Source organism: Actinokineospora sp. UV203 (assembly GCF_056323665.1).
Genome location: NZ_CM150484.1, coordinates 2,562,838 through 2,578,143, shown reverse-complemented (window position 1 = coordinate 2,578,143; position 15,306 = coordinate 2,562,838). Strand labels below are relative to the sequence as shown.

The following is a 15,306-nucleotide window of genomic DNA, read 5'->3' as shown; positions in this document are numbered from 1 at the left end:
GACGGGGGCACCGTCCTCCGCCGAACAGGCGCTGACATCCGATGGGGAGATCCCGCATGAGTTCGACGAAGGTCGACTTCTACTTCGATCCTGCCTGCCCGTTCGCGTGGATCGCCTCGCGGTGGATCCTCGAGGTCGAGCGCCAGCGCGACATCGAGCTGGACTTCCGGGTGATGAGTCTCTCGGTCCTCAACGAGGGACGCGATCTGGAGGACTGGTACCAGGAACTGATGGGCAAGGCGTGGGGTCCCGTGCGCGTGCTCATCGCTGCCGCGCAGGCCCACGGGGCCGGCGTCCTGCGCGACCTCTACACCGCGATGGGCACCCGCATCCACAACGAGGGCGAGTCGGACTACGCCCTCGTCATCGAGGAGGCGCTCGCCGAGGTCGGCCTGCCCGCCGAACTCGCCGCCGCGGCCACGAGCACCGACTACGACGAGGCGCTTCGGGCCAGCCACTACCAAGGCATGGAGCCGGTCGGCGACGACGTCGGAACCCCGACGATCCACATTGACGGAGTCGCGTTCTTCGGCCCGGTCCTCACCTCGATCCCGCGCGGACAGGACGCACTCGACGTGTTCGACGGCGCCCGGCTCCTCGCCGGCTACCCGGACTTCTTCGAGCTCAAGCGCACCCGCACGGGCAAGCTCAACTTCGATTAAGTCGCTGCCGTCGACCGACTCCGGCCACTAGCTTTGCGGTGATGCGAAAGGATCACCTGTGAAGCGAGTGGCCGGATCGTTGTTCGGGTTGGCGTACGGGGACGCGCTCGGCAAGCCGACGGAGTTCATGACCGTCGAGGAGATAGACCGCGAGTACGGCCCCACTGGTCCGCGTGACCTGGTGGGCGACCCCGCGCTTGTCACCGACGACACCCAGATGGCGCTCGCCGTCGCCTGGGCGCTCCACGGTGTGGATCACCTCACGGCCGAGGTGCTCGAGCCGCGGATTCGAGAGCGGTTCGTCGCGTGGTCGATCAGCCCGGACAACAACCGCGCGCCGGGGATGACCTGCCTGCGCGCGGTCGCTGGGCTCGCTGAGGACCGGCCGTGGACCGAGGCGACGATGACGGGGTCCAAGGGGTGCGGCGCGAACATGCGTGTCACCCCGGTCGGCCTGCTGCCCGGCCTCGACCTGGACACCCTGGCCGCGGTCGCGCAGCTGCAGGCCGCGATGACCCACGGCCACCCGACCGCGCTCGCCGCGTCGGAACTCACCGCTTACGCGACCCGGCTTCTTGTCGACGGCGAGCCGCCCGCCGGGCTCGTGGCCCTGCTGCGCGAGCGCTGCGTCAGCCGGCGGTCCAACTACCGCGAGGACTGGCTTGGGCCGCTCTGGCAGCAGCCCGGCGCCACCGACTCCCGCGACTACATCCGGCGTGGCTGGGACGAGTGCGCGGCCGTGCTGGACCGGTTGGTCGACGCGCTCGGCGCACCCGACGACGGCCGGGATGCCTGTCTTGCCACCGGTGAAGGCTGGATCGCCGAGGAAGCGCTGGTCACCGGGCTGTATTGCTTCCTGCGGCATGTGGACGACCCGGTCGGGGCCATCGTCCGAGGTGCGCGCACCTCCGGTGACTCGGATTCCATCGCCGCGCTGGCGGGCGCCTTCGCGGGCGCGGCGCACGGCATGGACGCGTGGCCCGCTCACTGGGCAGGCCAGATCGAGTACAGCGCTCAGTTGTCCGAGTTGTCACAGCACTGGTCCGCCGTGAATGTGGAACAGTTGCGTTAATCGTGCCACCGCTTGGAGGACTCATGTCTGCACCAGTCACGACCCGCACCGGCCATGTCATCGGCGGCAGGCTCGTCGACGGCGCGGGCGAGCGGATCGACGTGGTCAACCCGGCCACCGAGGAGGTCATCGCCTCGGTGCCCGCGGGCACCGCCGCCGATGTCGACGCCGCGGTCGAGGCCGCGACCGCCGCGTTCGCCGCCTGGTCGGCGACCAGCCCGGCCGACCGCGCCGCCGCCATCCGCCGGGTCTCCGAGGGCATCGCCGCCCGCCGCGACGAGCTGGCCGCGACGATCACCGCCGAGATGGGTTCCCCGCTGTCGTTCTCGACCAAGGTCCAGGCGAGCCTGCCCGCGGCCACGTCGGCGGGCATCGCGAGCCTGATCGAGAACGGCTACTCCTTCGCCGAGGAGATCGGCAACTCGCTGGTCCTGCGCGAGCCGGTCGGGGTCGTCGGCGCGATCACGCCGTGGAACTATCCGCTGCACCAGATCGTCGCGAAGGTCGCCCCCGCGCTGGCCGCGGGGAACACTGTGGTGCTCAAGCCCAGCGAGGTCGCCCCGCTCAACGCCAACCTGTTCCTGGAGATCCTCGCCGAGGCGGGCATCCCGGACGGCGTGGTCAACCTTGTGCACGGCACGGGCCCGGTCGTCGGCGAGGCCATCTCCCGGCACCCGGGCATCGACATGGTCTCGTTCACCGGGTCCACGAACGCGGGCAAGCTGGTCACCCAGGCCGCGTCCGAGACGGTCAAGCGGGTCGCGCTGGAGCTGGGCGGCAAGTCCGCCAACGTCGTGCTCGACGACGCCGACCTGGCGCGCGCGGTCAAGATCGGCGTGGCCAACACCTACATCAACGGCGGCCAGACCTGCACCGCGTGGACCCGCATGCTGGTGCCCGCGGCGCTGCACGACCAGGCCGTCGAGCTGGCCGCGGCCGCCGCGGCGAAGTACACCGTCGGCGACCCGCTCGACGCGGCCACCCGGGTCGGCCCGATGTCGTCGGCGGCCCAGCGCGACCGGGTCCTGGAGTACATCAAGGTGGGCCAGGAGGAGGGCGCGACCCTCGCGTACTCGGCCGCTGACCTGCCAGAACGCGGCGCGTACGCCCCGCCGACGGTGTTCGCCGGGGTGCGCCAGGACATGCGGATCGCGCAGGAGGAGATCTTCGGGCCGGTGCTGTCGATCCTCCCGTACGCCGACGAGGACGAGGCCGTGTCCATCGCCAACTCCACGATCTACGGCCTCGCCGGCGCGGTGTTCTCCGGCGACCAGGACCGGGCCATCGCGGTGGCGAAGCGGCTGCGCACCGGCCAGGTCGATGTCAACGGCGGCGCGTTCAACGCGCTGGCGCCCTTCGGCGGCTACAAGCAGTCCGGCAACGGCCGCGAGCTGGGCAAGTACGGCCTGGAGGAGTTCACCGAGGTGAAGTCGATCCAGCGATAGCGGCGCGCTGGGCCACGACGAACCCGGCGTCGACCGGTTCGCCGTGGCCCGGCACGACCACGCGCGGGTTCAGCGCGAGCAGGACGTCGAGCGCGGCAGGCCAGTGCTCGGGGTGGCTGTCCTCGCCGATCGACGGCGGCGTGCCTTCCTCGACCAGGTCGCCGGCGAAGACGACGGCCGCGTCGGGGATGTGGACGATCACGTCGTGGTCGGTGTGGCCGAGGCCGGGGTGGATCAGCTCGATGCTCCGCCCGCCCAGGTCGAACACGGTGCGGTCGCCGGTGTCGTGATCTGGCAGGACCAGGCGCGCGCTCTCCAGCCGTTCCGCGAGTTCCGGCTTCCCCTGCGCGCGGTACTTGACCGCCCACGACTCGACCTGCGCGCCCGTGGAGACGGCCATCTCGGCGCGGCAGCGGGCGTGTGCCCAGATCGGCGCGGGCAGGAACGGGCTGGTGCCGAGGAAGTGGTCCCAGTGCGCGTGGGTGATCACGATCGTCCACGGCAGCGGGGTGATCTCCCGGATCGCGGCGGACCACTCAAGCCCGTGGGGCTCGTCCGGGCCGGTGTCGATCACCAGGCAGCGCTGCCTGCCCACGACCAGGCCGAGGGTCTGATCGAGTTCGGGGTAGCGCCGGGCGAAGACTCCGTCAGCTGTCTCGATCCACCTCATGACTCGAATACTCCCTCGACGAGTCGCGGGACGCTGGTGCTCACACCGTGTCGCGCGGCCAGCTCCACGTCGCCCGCGTGCCCGCCCGCGATCAGTTCACGGCCCGACGAGCACTCCCGCAGGATCGCGGGAAGGTCGTCGGCGAAGGCCAGGAACGCCGCTTCGGCCAGCCGGGCCTCCGGCGAGAGCGTCCCGCCCAGTGCGCGCGCGATGGCTCCGGCCCCCAACTGGTCCTCCACACACGGCCGCAGGGCTCCGACATGCCCCCAGCGTTCAGCGGCCGCGATGATCCCGACCGGGCCGCCCTTGGCAGCCTTCGCGACAGCGGGGGCGTTGCGCAGGCAGCCCGCCAGCACGGGCACGCCGGTCTCGGCGGCCGCCGCGCTCAGCGTCGCGCCGTTGGGGGAGGGGAGCGCGAGGAACGTGCCGTCGGGCAGGTCGACCAGCGACGAGGGTCGCAGCGTCCACGGGCCGTCGCCGGGCAGCGCCGCGCCCGCCGCCCGCGCCTCGGCCTCGCCGCGTTCGTCCCGGAACCGGACGGGCAGGACGCGGCCGCCGCGCGAGACGGCGATGTCCACGGAGGTGGAGAAGGACAGGACGTCGACGATCACCAGGACCGCGCACGTGCGGGCCAGCACGGTGACGCCGTCGAGCCCCCACTCCACGCGCACGTCGAAGCCTGCCTGGTCGAATGAGGGATCCGTCACCCGGTCAGCTTTCCAGGCCGCCTCGAGAGGGCCGAACGGGTGACGGGATGGCACACTTCGCCGCGTGCGTGTCTACCTGGGTTCAGACCATGCGGGCTTCGAGCTGAAGGCCCACCTCATCGACCACCTCACCGCCGCGGGGCACGACGTCACCGACGTCGGCCCGCACACCTACGACGCGCAGGACGACTATCCGCCGTTCTGCATTGAGACCGCCCGGCGCGTTGTCGCCGACGAGGGCAGCCTCGGCGTGGTGATCGGCGGGTCCGGCAACGGCGAGCAGATCGCGGCGAACAAGGTCAAGGGCTGTCGCGCCGCCCTGGCCTGGAGCGTCGACATCGCCAAGCTGTGCCGCGAGCACAACAACGCCCAGGTCATCGGCCTCGGCGCGCGCCAGCACAGCACCGAGGAGGCCACGGCGATTGTCGAGGCGTTCCTCGCGACGCCGTTCTCCACCGACGAGCGCCACGCCCGCCGCATCGCCCTGCTCGACGACTACGAGCGGACCGGCGAGCCGCCCGTCCTGCCGTAGTGCCAGAGGGCCACACGCTGCACCGCCTCGCCCGCGCGCACCAGAAGCAGTTCGCCGGTGCGCCGGTCGAGGTGTCGAGCCCACAGGGACGCTTCGCCGCCGGAGCGTCCCTTGTGGACGGTCACGTGCTCGTCCGCGCGGAAGCGCACGGCAAGCACCTGTTCCACGTCTTCGGACCCGAGACGATCGTGCATGTCCACTTGGGGCTTTATGGCACGTTCGACGGTGCCCTGATCCCGGCGCCCCCGCCGGTGGGTCAGGTGCGCGTACGCCTCGTCGGCCCCACCCACTGGGCGGACTTGCGCGGCCCCAACACGTGCGAGGTCCTGACCCGCGCGGAGGTCAAGGCCCTACGCGACCGCCTCGGCCCGGACCCTCTGCGCCGCGACGCCGACCCGGACAAGGCCTGGGACCGGATCTCCCGCTCACGCACACCGGTCGCGGTGGCGCTGATGGACCAGTCGGTGATCGCCGGAATCGGCAACGTCTACCGGGCGGAACTCCTGTTCCGCCACGGCCTCCACCCGATGACCCCCGGCCGATCCCTGGACCGTGCACTGTGGACAGACATGTGGTCGGACCTGGTCACCCTGATGCGCCAAGGCGTCCGCCGCAACCGCATCGACACCGTCCGCGACGAGGATCTTCCGAAGGCGACCGGCCGCGCCCCACGCAAGGACCGCCACGGCGGCGAGGTCTACGTCTACCGCCGCGCAGGCCAGCCCTGCCTGGTGTGCGGAACCGAGGTGGCGACCAAGGTCCTAGCCACCCGCAACCTCTTCTGGTGCCCCACCTGCCAACCCACCTAACCCCGCGAGTCGCCCGTTCCCGACAACGAGTTCACCGTTCAGGACAATGAGTTCACCGTTCCCGACGGTGAGTTCGCAATTCGCGACGTCCGGCTATCCCGAGTCCGGTGCGAACGCGGGCACGTGGCTGTCGCGAAATGAGAACTCACTGTCGGGAACGGTGCATTCATTGTCCTGAACGGTGAACTCGTTGTCGGGAACGGGCGACTCGCGGGTCAGAAGTCGAAGCCGCCGCCCATGTCGCCGAAGCCGCCCATGTCCCCGCCGCCGAAATCTCCGCCCGTGTCGCCGCCTGCGTCGCCGCCTGTGTCGCCCTCGCCGCCGCCCATGGCGTCTTCCTGGCCTGCGTCGTAGCCGGACTCCCAGGCTTGGGCCCCAGCGATTCCCGCCATGCCGGCGAACATCGCACTGAACAGCAGGACCGAGCCCATGCCCCAAGCGCCCGCCACGAGCGCCGGCTTCCACCACGGCTCGCTGTACCAGCCCTGCGGCACCGGCCGACCGGCCACACGCCCGCCCGGGTAGTAGTGCGGCGTGTTGCGCCCGGGTGCCGGGGACGCCTCGTAGTCGTGTCCCTCAACGCTCACCCGCCGGTCCTCGGTGACCTGCCCGGCACGCCGCGCCTCCGCGTCCACCGGCAGCTCCGGCCCCGGATCGAGCCCCATCGCCCCGCGGGCCGCTCGGACGTAGTACAGGCCTTCCAAGGCCGTCTTCGTGACCAGCCTGCACTGCTCGACCGTCTTCGCCTGCTCCATTTGCGACCCGCCCGCGGTGTATCGCTCGGACGCGTCCGCCATCGCCTGCTTGGACGGCTCATTGGTGCCGGTCAGGTTCATCACCTGACCACCCAGCCGCTCCACCCAGCGCCGGGCGTCGGCCTGCGCGTCCTCCAGTTGGTTGCGCCGCGCGCCCGCGCGGCCGCGCATGGAGAAGAACGCGACGGCGATGACCACGACGATGAGCACCAGCAGCACGGTCGATTCGGTCATCGCGACCTCCAGGTGGCCTTGAACGCTTCTCACAAGGCTCAACGCCGGACGGTACCGGCATGGTTCCCACGACAGATCCCGCGATGCCGCTCAGAACACCTCGACGCACGCAGGCTCGCGCTCCGCCAGGAACGCCGCCGACAGCGCGGCCATCGCGCCGGGCGTGTGCTCCCGAACCCGGCCCGCCGCCGCGAGCGTGGCTATCCGCGTGCCGCCGAGGAAGGCCGCCGCGAGGTCCGTCGTGCTCGTGGACACGTCCGGCTCGTCGGTGCTGCGCGTGACCTCAGCGGCGCCGTCGGCGTCCGCCGTGAACCGCCAGCGGCCCGCGTTCCACGGGCAGAACTCGTCGGCCACCTCCAGCACGACATCCACCGCGTTCGCGTAACCCCGTGCGCACAACGCGCGGTCTATGTCCACGAGCCGCACGAACAGCCCGTCGAACCGGTGGCGCAGCGCGGCCCGGGGTGTCTGCAGGAGCAGCGGCAGCGGCTCGTCGAGGCCACCGTTGATCTCCACCTGTCCGGCAAGGTCGATGTCCAGCAGGTGCCGGATGATCGAGGCGTACGCCTGCGGCGTGGTCGCCACGAAGTCGCGCACGACCACGCGGCCGTCGGGCCCGCGGTCCGACCACCCACCTCGCACCCGGTAGGCGACATAACCGTCCGGGTGCACCGCGAACCGCAGCGTCGACATGCCCCGACGCGAGTACGGCAGGTCGAGGTAGTGGTAGTCCCAGTTCCCGTCCCCGCGACCCATCGCCCCGACCCGGCCCGCCGCGTACCGGTCGTAAATCGGCCGGATCAGCGGCATCGCCTCGTCCCGCGACACCTCGCGAACCCGGTCGCCGCCGAGATCCACGCCCGGCCGGAACGGGGTCTTCGCCGTGATCTCGTGGCGGATGTAGTCGGTGGCCAGGCCGTAGCCGAACCGCCCGTAGATCGCCGCCTCGCTGGCCCACAGCGCCGCGATCGGCTCCGCGCCCGACTCGTGCATGCCGTGCAGCTGCTCGCGCATGAGCCTGGTCAACACACCGCGCCTGCGGTGATCCACCGCGACGCCGACGGAGGTGACCGCGCCGACCGGTGTCTGCCCCCGACCCGGCACACACACCGACCGAGTCAGGATCTGCCCGACACCCGCGAGCCGCCCGTCGGCGACCACCCCGGTCGCCCGCTCCGGCTCGAACACCGCCCGCTCGGCTTCCAGCGCGCTGTCGAAGTCGTCGTCGGAGAGGAATGCCTTGACGAGCACCCGGGAGAACTCCGGGAGATCGTCTTCGGTCAGCTTTCGAACGGAATAGTCGTCGTTGGCCACGCCTCGGTGTCTACGCGGAACACGCCGACCGCGCCACAGGATTTCCCCGCCGTCAGGCGAAGAACGGCTCACTCACGTCGAGCCCGTGCTCGACCCGCCGCCGCACGGACACGGCGACATCCAACTCGTCGAGCCGCTCCGGCTCGACCCACACCGCGTCCGCGCCGAGCTGTCCGCCCACCGGCCGACCTCGGAAACAAAGCGCGAGCTGCTCGGCCGACGACGGATCGTCGTAGATCCCGACCAGCCCGGTGATCTCGATATCGACCCCGGTCGCCTCCGCGACGACCCGGCTCGCGGCGAACGCGACCGACTCGCCCGAGAACGCCGGACCCTGAGGGAGGTGATGTCTGACGGAGCCGAAGGAATCCCGGCGACGAAGCATCAACAGCAACCCCGCGTCGTCGAACACCACGGTGCTCGTCGCGACGACAGTGCGTTGAGCCGATCGCACGTCCTGAATGAAGTGGTAGCCGGATTGCGACATAGCTACTGGATACCGAGTCGATCATGGGAACACCATGACCCGGTACCGAAAGGGGTCTTATATCACCCGACTGGCTGTGGTGTATGACACTCGCGAAAAATTTTGCCACGAAGTACCGGGAAACGGTGCCCCATAAGGAAGTGGCGGCAAGATCCAGAAGGACCTCACCGCCACCGAAACCGAGCGGGCGACGGGAATCGAACCCGCGTAGCTAGTTTGGAAGACTAGGGCTCTACCATTGAGCTACGCCCGCAACGATGACCAGCCTAGCGGTACCGCTACGCTGATCGCGCACGACCCCGGGGTGTGGCGCAGCTTGGTAGCGCATTCGCTTTGGGAGCGAAGGGTCGCAGGTTCAAATCCTGTCACCCCGACGGGCTATGGGCGACGTGTGCCTGCGGAGAGCGCAGGCCACGTCGCCCGTTCTATTACCCGGGGGGCCGAGCCCCCGGACACGGTGCGATCAGCACGCCTGACCCAGCCCTTCCGGATGTCGGCATCGCTGCGCTTGCCTGTGGGTGGCTGGTGAGGTGATCGCCTCGCTCGTCTGTGAAGCGGTGGTCATCCCCGATCCACCGCTTCCCAGAACCCCTCGCCCCGCTTGGACGAGGGAGCGTCATCAGGGAGTCCTAGCAGTCCCGGAGTTCGGGGGACTGGTTCAGCAGCTGGCCCCGGGGCGAGATGAACGCCCGGTAGCGCTCGCTGTCCACCGCTGACGGCGCGAAGCCGCCGACGCGGTGGCAGTTCTGGAACGCCAGCTTCATCCCGAAGTGGCGCTCCAACCCACCCCGGATCGAGTCCGACGCCAGAGCGCGCAGCAGCTGCCCGCGCTCGGCCTCACTGGGCGGCGGGACCTCGTGGTCGGCGAACCCGTCCACGCTCTTGGACAAACCATCCGCTACCGAGGAGATCACCTCCCAGGCGTACGGCAGTGAGGTGCGCACGCACTCCACGAACTCGGTGTCGGCGACAGGGCCACGTTCGGCGGCGGCCAGCAGGTCGGCGGGCACATCGAGAGACATCGAACCTCCAAGTAGTGCGGTCTCTCCCTCCCTACCGGCCTCTTGAACGCTGAACAAGAGAACCTGATCAACATCACCGATTCGGGTCAAATCGGGTCACCCGGACGCCGGTATCCACCGGCAAACCCAGCGGGTACAGCCATGGGGAGTGATCTTCGGACTGTTCGTTCTCGCCCCCCGCTTCCCCCACCAGAGCGACCACGAATCACTCGACCGCGCCCATCGCGCGATCCTGGCCGCCGAACGCGCCGGGTTCGACAGCGCCTGGATCGCGGAGCACCACTTCATGCCCTACGGCGTCTGCCCGGACGCGCTGACCTTCGCCGCGCACGCCCTCGGCGCCACGACCCGCATCACCGTGGGCACCGCGGTCAGCGTCCTCAGCACTGCCCACCCCGTCGCGCTGGGGGAGCGGGCACTGCTGCTCGACGCCCTCTCCGCCGGACGCTTCCGCCTCGGTGTCGGCCGCGGCAGCCCCCTGATCGACCTGGAGGTCTTCCAAAGAGGCCTGCCCGGATACGAAGAGGGATTCGCCGACGGCCTCGATCTGCTGCTCCGGACAATGACCGGCCCCACGGTCTCCGGCGACCGCTGGTTCCCGTTCCGCGAAGTCCCGGTCGTCCCGGCCCCGACCACCAAGCCGCACCCGCCGCTCACCGTCGCCGCCACCTCACCCGCGACCGTCGACCTCGCCGCCGCCCGCGGCCTGCCGATGCTCCTCGGGATGCACATCGGCGACGACGACAAACGGGCCATGGTCGAGCGCTACCGGGAGTCCGGCGGCCCCGAGGACGCCCCGCACGTGTCCGCCGTCGTCGCCCACATCGCCGAGAGCCGCGAGCAGGCCGTGGCCGAGGTCATGGCCACCATGCCCGACTGGCTCCGCGACGGCCTCGCCGCGCACGTGCCGGTCGACGACAGGCCCCGACCGAGCCGTGATCCCGAGGCCTACGCGCGGCTGCTTTGTGACCTGCATCCCGTGGGAGACCCGGACTACTGCGCGGAGGTTTTAGACCGGAGCGCGCACCGAACCGGGATCGGGCACGTCATCGCGATGGTGGAGGCGACCGGTGATCCGGACCGCACCCTGGAGACCGTCGAACGCCTCGGCGCCCAGGTGCTGCCCACACTGCGCACCCCGGCCGGCTCCGACCTGGGCAAGCTCGCCTAGACTCGGGGATCGACCCCGGCCGCCGTTTCGTGCCCGGGACGCATCAGCTGTCACAGTCGTCAAGGAGATCACGTTGAAGAGCACCGTCGAGCACCTGAGCCCGACGCGGGTACGGATCAACGTCGAGGTGCCGTTCGACGAGCTCAAGCCGAACTTCGACCGCGCATACCGCAAGCTCGCCAGCCAGGTCCGCATCCCGGGCTTCCGTCCGGGCAAGGCTCCCGCCAGGGTTATCGAGTCGCGCATCGGGCGCGCGCCGATCCTCGACGAGGTCGTCAACGAGGCCATCCCGGCCAAGTACATGGAGGCCCTCACCGCCGGTGAGGTGAAGGCGCTCGGTCAGCCGGACATCGAGGTCACCAAGCTCGAGGACGGCGACCACCTCGCCTTCACCGCCGAGGTCGACGTCCGCCCCGACCTCACCATCCCCGCCTTCGGCGAGTTCGCGGTCACCGTGGACGACCTGGAGCTCGCGGACTCCGAGGTCGACGAGCAGCTCGACGAGCTGCGCGCCCGCTTCGGCACGCTGACCGGCGCCGACCGTCCCGTCGAGACCGGCGACTTCGTCTCCATCGACCTCTCGGCCACCGTCGACGGCCAGGACGTCGAGGAGGCCAAGACGAGCGGCCTGTCCTACGAGGTCGGCTCCGGCGAGCTGATCGAGGGCATCGACGAGGCCCTGCTCGGTGCGGCCGTCGGCGAGACCAAGCACTTCACCACCACCCTGGTCGCGGGCGAGTACGCGGGCAAGGAAGCCGACGTCGCGGTCACCGTGCAGTCGGTCAAGGTGCGCGAGCTGCCCGAGGCCGACGACGACTTCGCCCAGCTGGCCAGCGAGTTCGACACCATCGACGAGCTGCGTGCCGACCTGCGCGAGCGCCTCACCCGGGTCAAGAAGATGCAGCAGGGCGTGCAGGCCCGCGACAAGGTCCTCGAGGCTCTGCTCGAGACCGTCGACGTGCCGCTGCCGGAGAAGGTCGTCGAGGCCGAGGTCGACTCCCGCCAGCACGACGCGGTGCACTCGTTCGACCACGACCAGGACAAGCTCAACGAGTTCCTGGCCACCCAGGACCAGACCCGCGAGGACTTCGACACCGAGGTCCGCGCCGACGCCGAGAAGGCGGTCCGGACCCAGCTGATCCTGGACTCGATCGCCGAGACCGAGCAGGTCCAGGTCAACGACGGCGAGCTGACCGAGCGGATCATCTACCAGGCGCAGCGCTTCGGCGTGAGCCCGGACGAGTACGTCCAGCGCGCGCAGCAGTCCGGCCAGCTCGGCGCCATCTTCGCCGACGTGCGCCGCGGCAAGGCGCTGGCCTCGGTCGTGCGTCAGGCCACGGTGACCGACGCCTCGGGCAACAAGGTCGATCTGGAAGAGCTCTTCGGCAAGGTCGAGGACGCGCCCGCCCCCGAGGCGGCCGCGGCCGAGTAGCCGAGGGAAATAGCTTTGACGCTCTGAGCGAAAGTGGGCGGTGTCGGGAAGTCGGCGCCGCCCGCCTTCGTTAGTGTCGGTTACGAGATCACTGATTCGTATGAATTTGGGAGAAGGCAGGCAGACGTGACGCAGCACCTCTCGCCCCACATGCGGTCCGCCACCGCGGGGCTCAACCTGAACGACTCGGTGTACGAGCGGCTGCTCCGTGAGCGCATCGTCTTCCTCGGCTCCGAGGTCGATGACGACATCGCCAACCGGATCACCGCGCAGCTCCTGCTGCTCGCGGCCGAGGACCCCGAGAAGGACATCACCTTCTACATCAACTCGCCGGGCGGATCGGTCACCGCGGGTATGGCGATCTACGACACGATGGAACTCATCGAGCCCGACGTGGCGACCTGGGGTATGGGCTTGGCGGCGTCCATGGGCCAGTTCCTGCTCGCCTCGGGCACCCCTGGCAAGCGCTACGCCCTGAAGCACGCGCGGATCATGATGCACCAGCCGTCCGCGGGTGTCGGCGGCACGGCGTCCGACATCGCCATCCGTGCGCAGGTCTACGCCAAGTGGAAGCACGAAATGGCGCTCATCACCGCCGAGCAGACCGGTCAGACCGTCGAGAAGATCACCGCCGACGCCGACCGCGACCGCTGGTTCACCGCCGAGGAGGCCAAGGAGTACGGCTTCATCGACCACGTGGTCGCCCGTGCGACGCAGGCCCCCAACACCAACTGACGGCCTCGCCGCGTTGCCACGGCTGATGAGCCAAGACAGGAGCTACTTGTGAGTGGAATGCAGCTTCCCCAGTCCCGCTACGTGCTGCCGTCGTTCGTCGAGCGCACGAGCTACGGGGTCAAGGAGTCCAACCCGTACAACAAGCTGTTCGAAGAGCGGGTCATCTTCCTCGGCGTGCAGATCGACGACGCGTCGGCCAACGACGTCATGGCGCAGCTGATCTACCTGGAGTCGGCTGACCCCGACCGGGACATCACGATGTACATCAACTCCCCGGGTGGCTCGTTCACCTCGCTGATGGCCATCTACGACACCATGCAGTACGTCCGCCCCGACATCCAGACGTTCTGCCTGGGCCAGGCGGCCTCGGCGGCAGCGGTGCTGCTGGCGGCGGGCACCCCGGGCAAGCGGTTCGCCCTGCCCAACGCCCGGGTGATGATCCACCAGCCCTCGACCGAGGGCGTCTACGGTCAGGTCTCCGACCTGGAGATCCAGGCCGCCGAGATCCAGCGCGTGCGCCAGCTGCTGGAGATCACCCTGGCCCGCCACACCGGCAAGGACGAGGCCCAGGTCCGCTCCGACATCGAGCGCGACAAGATCCTCACCGCGGCCGAGGCGAAGGACTACGGCATCATCGATGAGGTCCTGCCGTACCGCAAGCTGTCGGCCAAGGGCTAGACCTTTTCCCCCGGCGCGGACGAATTCAGCACGAAAGTGACCGACACGCGGGGCCTTCTGGGCTTACCGTAGGTAGCTAGGACTTTCGACGGAATCGGCCGCGCCGGGTGCGGGATCTCCCGCTCCGCGGGGGTTGGCAGGTACCGTCGAGGGCAACGGACGGGCATGGGCCCGCATATCGGGTGAACGAACCCGAGGTGCGGGGGGTTCCCAGGCGCGGACGCCACACAGCAGGCGCACTCACCTGAGTGGGCCGGAGGGGACATAGGTCAGCGGTCATGGCACGTATCGGTGACGGCGGAGACCTGCTCAAGTGCTCTTTCTGCGGAAAGAGCCAGAAGCAGGTGAAGAAGCTCATCGCCGGCCCCGGCGTCTACATCTGTGACGAGTGCATAGACCTGTGCAACGAGATCATCGAAGAGGAGCTGGCCGAGGCCGGCGACGTCAAACTCGATGAACTCCCCAAACCTGCCGAGATCCATGACTTCCTCGACAGCTACGTCATCGGCCAGGACGATGCCAAGCGCTCGCTCGCCGTGGCGGTCTACAACCACTACAAGCGCATCCAGGCGGGCGACCGTGCCCGTCCCGAGGGCCGTGAGGGCCGGGAGTCGCGCGAGGACACCGTCGAGCTGGCGAAGTCCAACATCCTCATGCTCGGCCCCACCGGCTGCGGCAAGACCTACCTGGCCCAGACGCTGGCGAAGCTGCTGAACGTGCCGTTCGCCATCGCCGACGCCACCGCGCTGACCGAGGCGGGCTATGTGGGCGAGGATGTCGAGAACATCCTGCTCAAGCTGATCCAGGCCGCCGACTACGACGTCAAGCGCGCCGAGACCGGCATCATCTACATCGATGAGGTCGACAAGATCGCCCGAAAGAGCGAGAACCCGTCGATCACCCGCGACGTGTCCGGTGAGGGCGTGCAGCAGGCGCTGCTGAAGATCCTTGAGGGCACCACCGCGAGCGTCCCGCCGCAGGGCGGCCGCAAGCACCCGCACCAGGAGTTCATCCAGATCGACACGACGAACGTGCTGTTCATCGTGGCGGGTGCCTTCGCCGGTCTGGAGCGCATCATCCAGGACCGAGTGGGCAAGCGCGGTCTGGGCTTCGGCGCGGAGATTCGCTCGAAGGCCGACATCGACAACGCGGACTTCTTCTCCGACACGATGCCGGAAGACTTGATCAAGTTCGGCCTGATCCCCGAGTTCATCGGGCGACTGCCGGTCCTGGCCAGCGTCACCAACCTCGACAAGGAGTCCCTGGTCCAGATCTTGACCGCGCCGCGAAACGCGCTGGTCAAGCAGTACCAGAAGCTTTTCGAGATGGACGGCGTCGAGCTGGAGTTCACCCCCACCGCACTCGAGGCGGTCGCCGACCAGGCGATCCTGCGCGGCACGGGTGCCCGAGGCCTGCGCGCGATCATGGAAGAGGTCCTGCAGTCGGTGATGTACGACATCCCGAGCCGCACGGACGTCGCCAAGGTCGTCATCACCGAGCAGACGGTCCGCGAGAACGTCAACCCGACCATCGTCTCCCGCCAACCTTCCCGACGGGAGCGCCGCGAGAAGTCCGCCTGAC

General features: G+C 69.4%; 16 protein-coding genes and 2 tRNA genes. 11 read left to right on the top strand and 7 right to left on the bottom strand.

The genetic code is table 11. The annotated features are described in order from the left end of the window. Window positions 1-56 precede the first annotated feature (56 nt). From ACUZ2Y_RS12025 to ACUZ2Y_RS12015, 3 genes are read left to right on the top strand one after another with little or no spacing between them, the layout of a single operon-like run. Window positions 57-662, top strand: coding sequence for a DsbA family oxidoreductase (locus ACUZ2Y_RS12025; RefSeq protein ID WP_476329955.1), 606 nt, complete (start codon window positions 57-59; stop codon window positions 660-662). A gap of 58 nt (window positions 663-720) precedes the next feature. Further along, entirely contained in the window at window positions 721-1,734 is a 1,014-nt protein-coding gene (locus ACUZ2Y_RS12020) for an ADP-ribosylglycohydrolase family protein (RefSeq protein WP_476329952.1), read from the top strand. Window positions 1,735-1,757: 23 nt separating this feature from the next. Further along, the gene (locus tag ACUZ2Y_RS12015; protein WP_476329949.1) at window positions 1,758-3,179 is read left to right on the top strand and encodes an aldehyde dehydrogenase family protein; all 1,422 of its coding nucleotides are present in this window, start codon (window positions 1,758-1,760) and stop codon (window positions 3,177-3,179) included. Here the strand turns inward: ACUZ2Y_RS12015 and ACUZ2Y_RS12010 are convergent. Continuing rightward, window positions 3,151-3,849, bottom strand: coding sequence for an MBL fold metallo-hydrolase (locus ACUZ2Y_RS12010; RefSeq protein ID WP_476329947.1), 699 nt, complete (start codon window positions 3,847-3,849; stop codon window positions 3,151-3,153). The genes ACUZ2Y_RS12015 and ACUZ2Y_RS12010 overlap by 29 nt on opposite strands. Then, window positions 3,846-4,556, bottom strand: a complete 711-nt coding sequence (locus tag ACUZ2Y_RS12005; RefSeq protein WP_476329945.1) for a 2-phosphosulfolactate phosphatase — start codon at window positions 4,554-4,556, stop codon at window positions 3,846-3,848. The genes ACUZ2Y_RS12010 and ACUZ2Y_RS12005 overlap by 4 nt, the downstream gene beginning before the upstream one ends. Before the next feature lie 64 nt (window positions 4,557-4,620). On the opposite strand from ACUZ2Y_RS12005, the gene ACUZ2Y_RS12000 reads away from it, so the two are divergent. Both ACUZ2Y_RS12000 and ACUZ2Y_RS11995 read left to right on the top strand, forming a co-directional pair. Next, window positions 4,621-5,088, top strand: coding sequence for a ribose-5-phosphate isomerase (locus ACUZ2Y_RS12000; protein ID WP_476329942.1), 468 nt, complete (start codon window positions 4,621-4,623; stop codon window positions 5,086-5,088). Continuing rightward, window positions 5,088-5,897, top strand: coding sequence for an Fpg/Nei family DNA glycosylase (locus tag ACUZ2Y_RS11995; RefSeq protein WP_476329939.1), 810 nt, complete (start codon window positions 5,088-5,090; stop codon window positions 5,895-5,897). The genes ACUZ2Y_RS12000 and ACUZ2Y_RS11995 overlap by 1 nt, the downstream gene beginning before the upstream one ends. A 215-nt stretch (window positions 5,898-6,112) precedes the next feature. On the opposite strand, the gene ACUZ2Y_RS11990 is transcribed toward ACUZ2Y_RS11995, so the two are convergent. The 4 genes from ACUZ2Y_RS11990 to ACUZ2Y_RS11975 all read right to left on the bottom strand — a co-directional run bounded on the left by ACUZ2Y_RS11990 (window position 6,113) and on the right by ACUZ2Y_RS11975 (window position 8,940). Further along, window positions 6,113-6,886: a hypothetical protein gene (locus ACUZ2Y_RS11990; RefSeq protein ID WP_476329937.1), complete on the bottom strand. Its 774-nt coding sequence runs from the start codon at window positions 6,884-6,886 to the stop codon at window positions 6,113-6,115. Window positions 6,887-6,976: 90 nt separating this feature from the next. Continuing rightward, complete coding sequence (locus ACUZ2Y_RS11985) at window positions 6,977-8,200, bottom strand: GNAT family N-acetyltransferase (RefSeq protein ID WP_476329934.1); 1,224 nt, start codon at window positions 8,198-8,200, stop codon at window positions 6,977-6,979. A 52-nt stretch (window positions 8,201-8,252) separates the two neighbouring features. After that, window positions 8,253-8,687: an NUDIX hydrolase gene (locus ACUZ2Y_RS11980; protein ID WP_476329932.1), complete on the bottom strand. Its 435-nt coding sequence runs from the start codon at window positions 8,685-8,687 to the stop codon at window positions 8,253-8,255. 182 nt (window positions 8,688-8,869) lie between these two features. Continuing rightward, window positions 8,870-8,940, bottom strand: a tRNA-Gly gene (locus ACUZ2Y_RS11975). Window positions 8,941-8,987: 47 nt separating this feature from the next. Between ACUZ2Y_RS11975 and ACUZ2Y_RS11970 the strand changes: the two genes are divergently transcribed. Next, window positions 8,988-9,061: transfer RNA gene (locus tag ACUZ2Y_RS11970), tRNA-Pro, on the top strand. A gap of 255 nt (window positions 9,062-9,316) precedes the next feature. On the opposite strand, the gene ACUZ2Y_RS11965 is transcribed toward ACUZ2Y_RS11970, so the two are convergent. Continuing rightward, window positions 9,317-9,709, bottom strand: coding sequence for an SCO5389 family protein (locus ACUZ2Y_RS11965; RefSeq protein WP_476329929.1), 393 nt, complete (start codon window positions 9,707-9,709; stop codon window positions 9,317-9,319). A gap of 148 nt (window positions 9,710-9,857) precedes the next feature. Here ACUZ2Y_RS11965 and ACUZ2Y_RS11960 point away from each other — a divergent pair, with 148 nt between their 5' ends. The 5 genes from ACUZ2Y_RS11960 to clpX all read left to right on the top strand — a co-directional run bounded on the left by ACUZ2Y_RS11960 (window position 9,858) and on the right by clpX (window position 15,305). Beyond that, window positions 9,858-10,880 carry an LLM class flavin-dependent oxidoreductase gene (locus ACUZ2Y_RS11960; protein WP_476329926.1) on the top strand — a complete coding sequence of 341 codons (1,023 nt, stop codon included), beginning with the start codon at window positions 9,858-9,860 and terminating at the stop codon, window positions 10,878-10,880. A gap of 73 nt (window positions 10,881-10,953) precedes the next feature. Further along, window positions 10,954-12,312 (top strand): trigger factor, encoded by a 1,359-nt coding sequence (gene tig / locus ACUZ2Y_RS11955; protein ID WP_476329923.1) that lies wholly within the window; start codon window positions 10,954-10,956, stop codon window positions 12,310-12,312. A 126-nt stretch (window positions 12,313-12,438) separates the two neighbouring features. Then, window positions 12,439-13,047, top strand: a complete 609-nt coding sequence (locus ACUZ2Y_RS11950; RefSeq protein ID WP_091372671.1) for an ATP-dependent Clp protease proteolytic subunit — start codon at window positions 12,439-12,441, stop codon at window positions 13,045-13,047. A gap of 57 nt (window positions 13,048-13,104) precedes the next feature. Continuing rightward, window positions 13,105-13,725 (top strand): ATP-dependent Clp protease proteolytic subunit, encoded by a 621-nt coding sequence (locus ACUZ2Y_RS11945; protein WP_091372667.1) that lies wholly within the window; start codon window positions 13,105-13,107, stop codon window positions 13,723-13,725. Window positions 13,726-14,003: 278 nt separating this feature from the next. Next, complete coding sequence (clpX, locus tag ACUZ2Y_RS11940; RefSeq protein WP_187222779.1) at window positions 14,004-15,305, top strand: ATP-dependent Clp protease ATP-binding subunit ClpX; 1,302 nt, start codon at window positions 14,004-14,006, stop codon at window positions 15,303-15,305. Window position 15,306 lies beyond the last annotated feature (1 nt).

Excerpts from the sequence above, each read along its gene's own strand:
- ACUZ2Y_RS12025 (WP_476329955.1), top strand. The coding sequence starts at position 57 with ATGAGTTCGACGAAGGTCGACTTCTACTTCGATCCTGCCTGCCCGTTC.
- ACUZ2Y_RS12010 (WP_476329947.1), bottom strand. The coding sequence starts at position 3,849 with ATGAGGTGGATCGAGACAGCTGACGGAGTCTTCGCCCGGCGCTACCCC.
- ACUZ2Y_RS11945 (WP_091372667.1), top strand. The coding sequence starts at position 13,105 with ATGCAGCTTCCCCAGTCCCGCTACGTGCTGCCGTCGTTCGTCGAGCGC.
- ACUZ2Y_RS11965 (WP_476329929.1), bottom strand. The coding sequence starts at position 9,709 with ATGTCTCTCGATGTGCCCGCCGACCTGCTGGCCGCCGCCGAACGTGGC.
- ACUZ2Y_RS11980 (WP_476329932.1), bottom strand. The coding sequence starts at position 8,687 with ATGTCGCAATCCGGCTACCACTTCATTCAGGACGTGCGATCGGCTCAA.
- ACUZ2Y_RS12015 (WP_476329949.1), top strand. The coding sequence starts at position 1,758 with ATGTCTGCACCAGTCACGACCCGCACCGGCCATGTCATCGGCGGCAGG.
- clpX (WP_187222779.1), top strand. The coding sequence starts at position 14,004 with ATGGCACGTATCGGTGACGGCGGAGACCTGCTCAAGTGCTCTTTCTGC.
- ACUZ2Y_RS11990 (WP_476329937.1), bottom strand. The coding sequence starts at position 6,886 with ATGACCGAATCGACCGTGCTGCTGGTGCTCATCGTCGTGGTCATCGCC.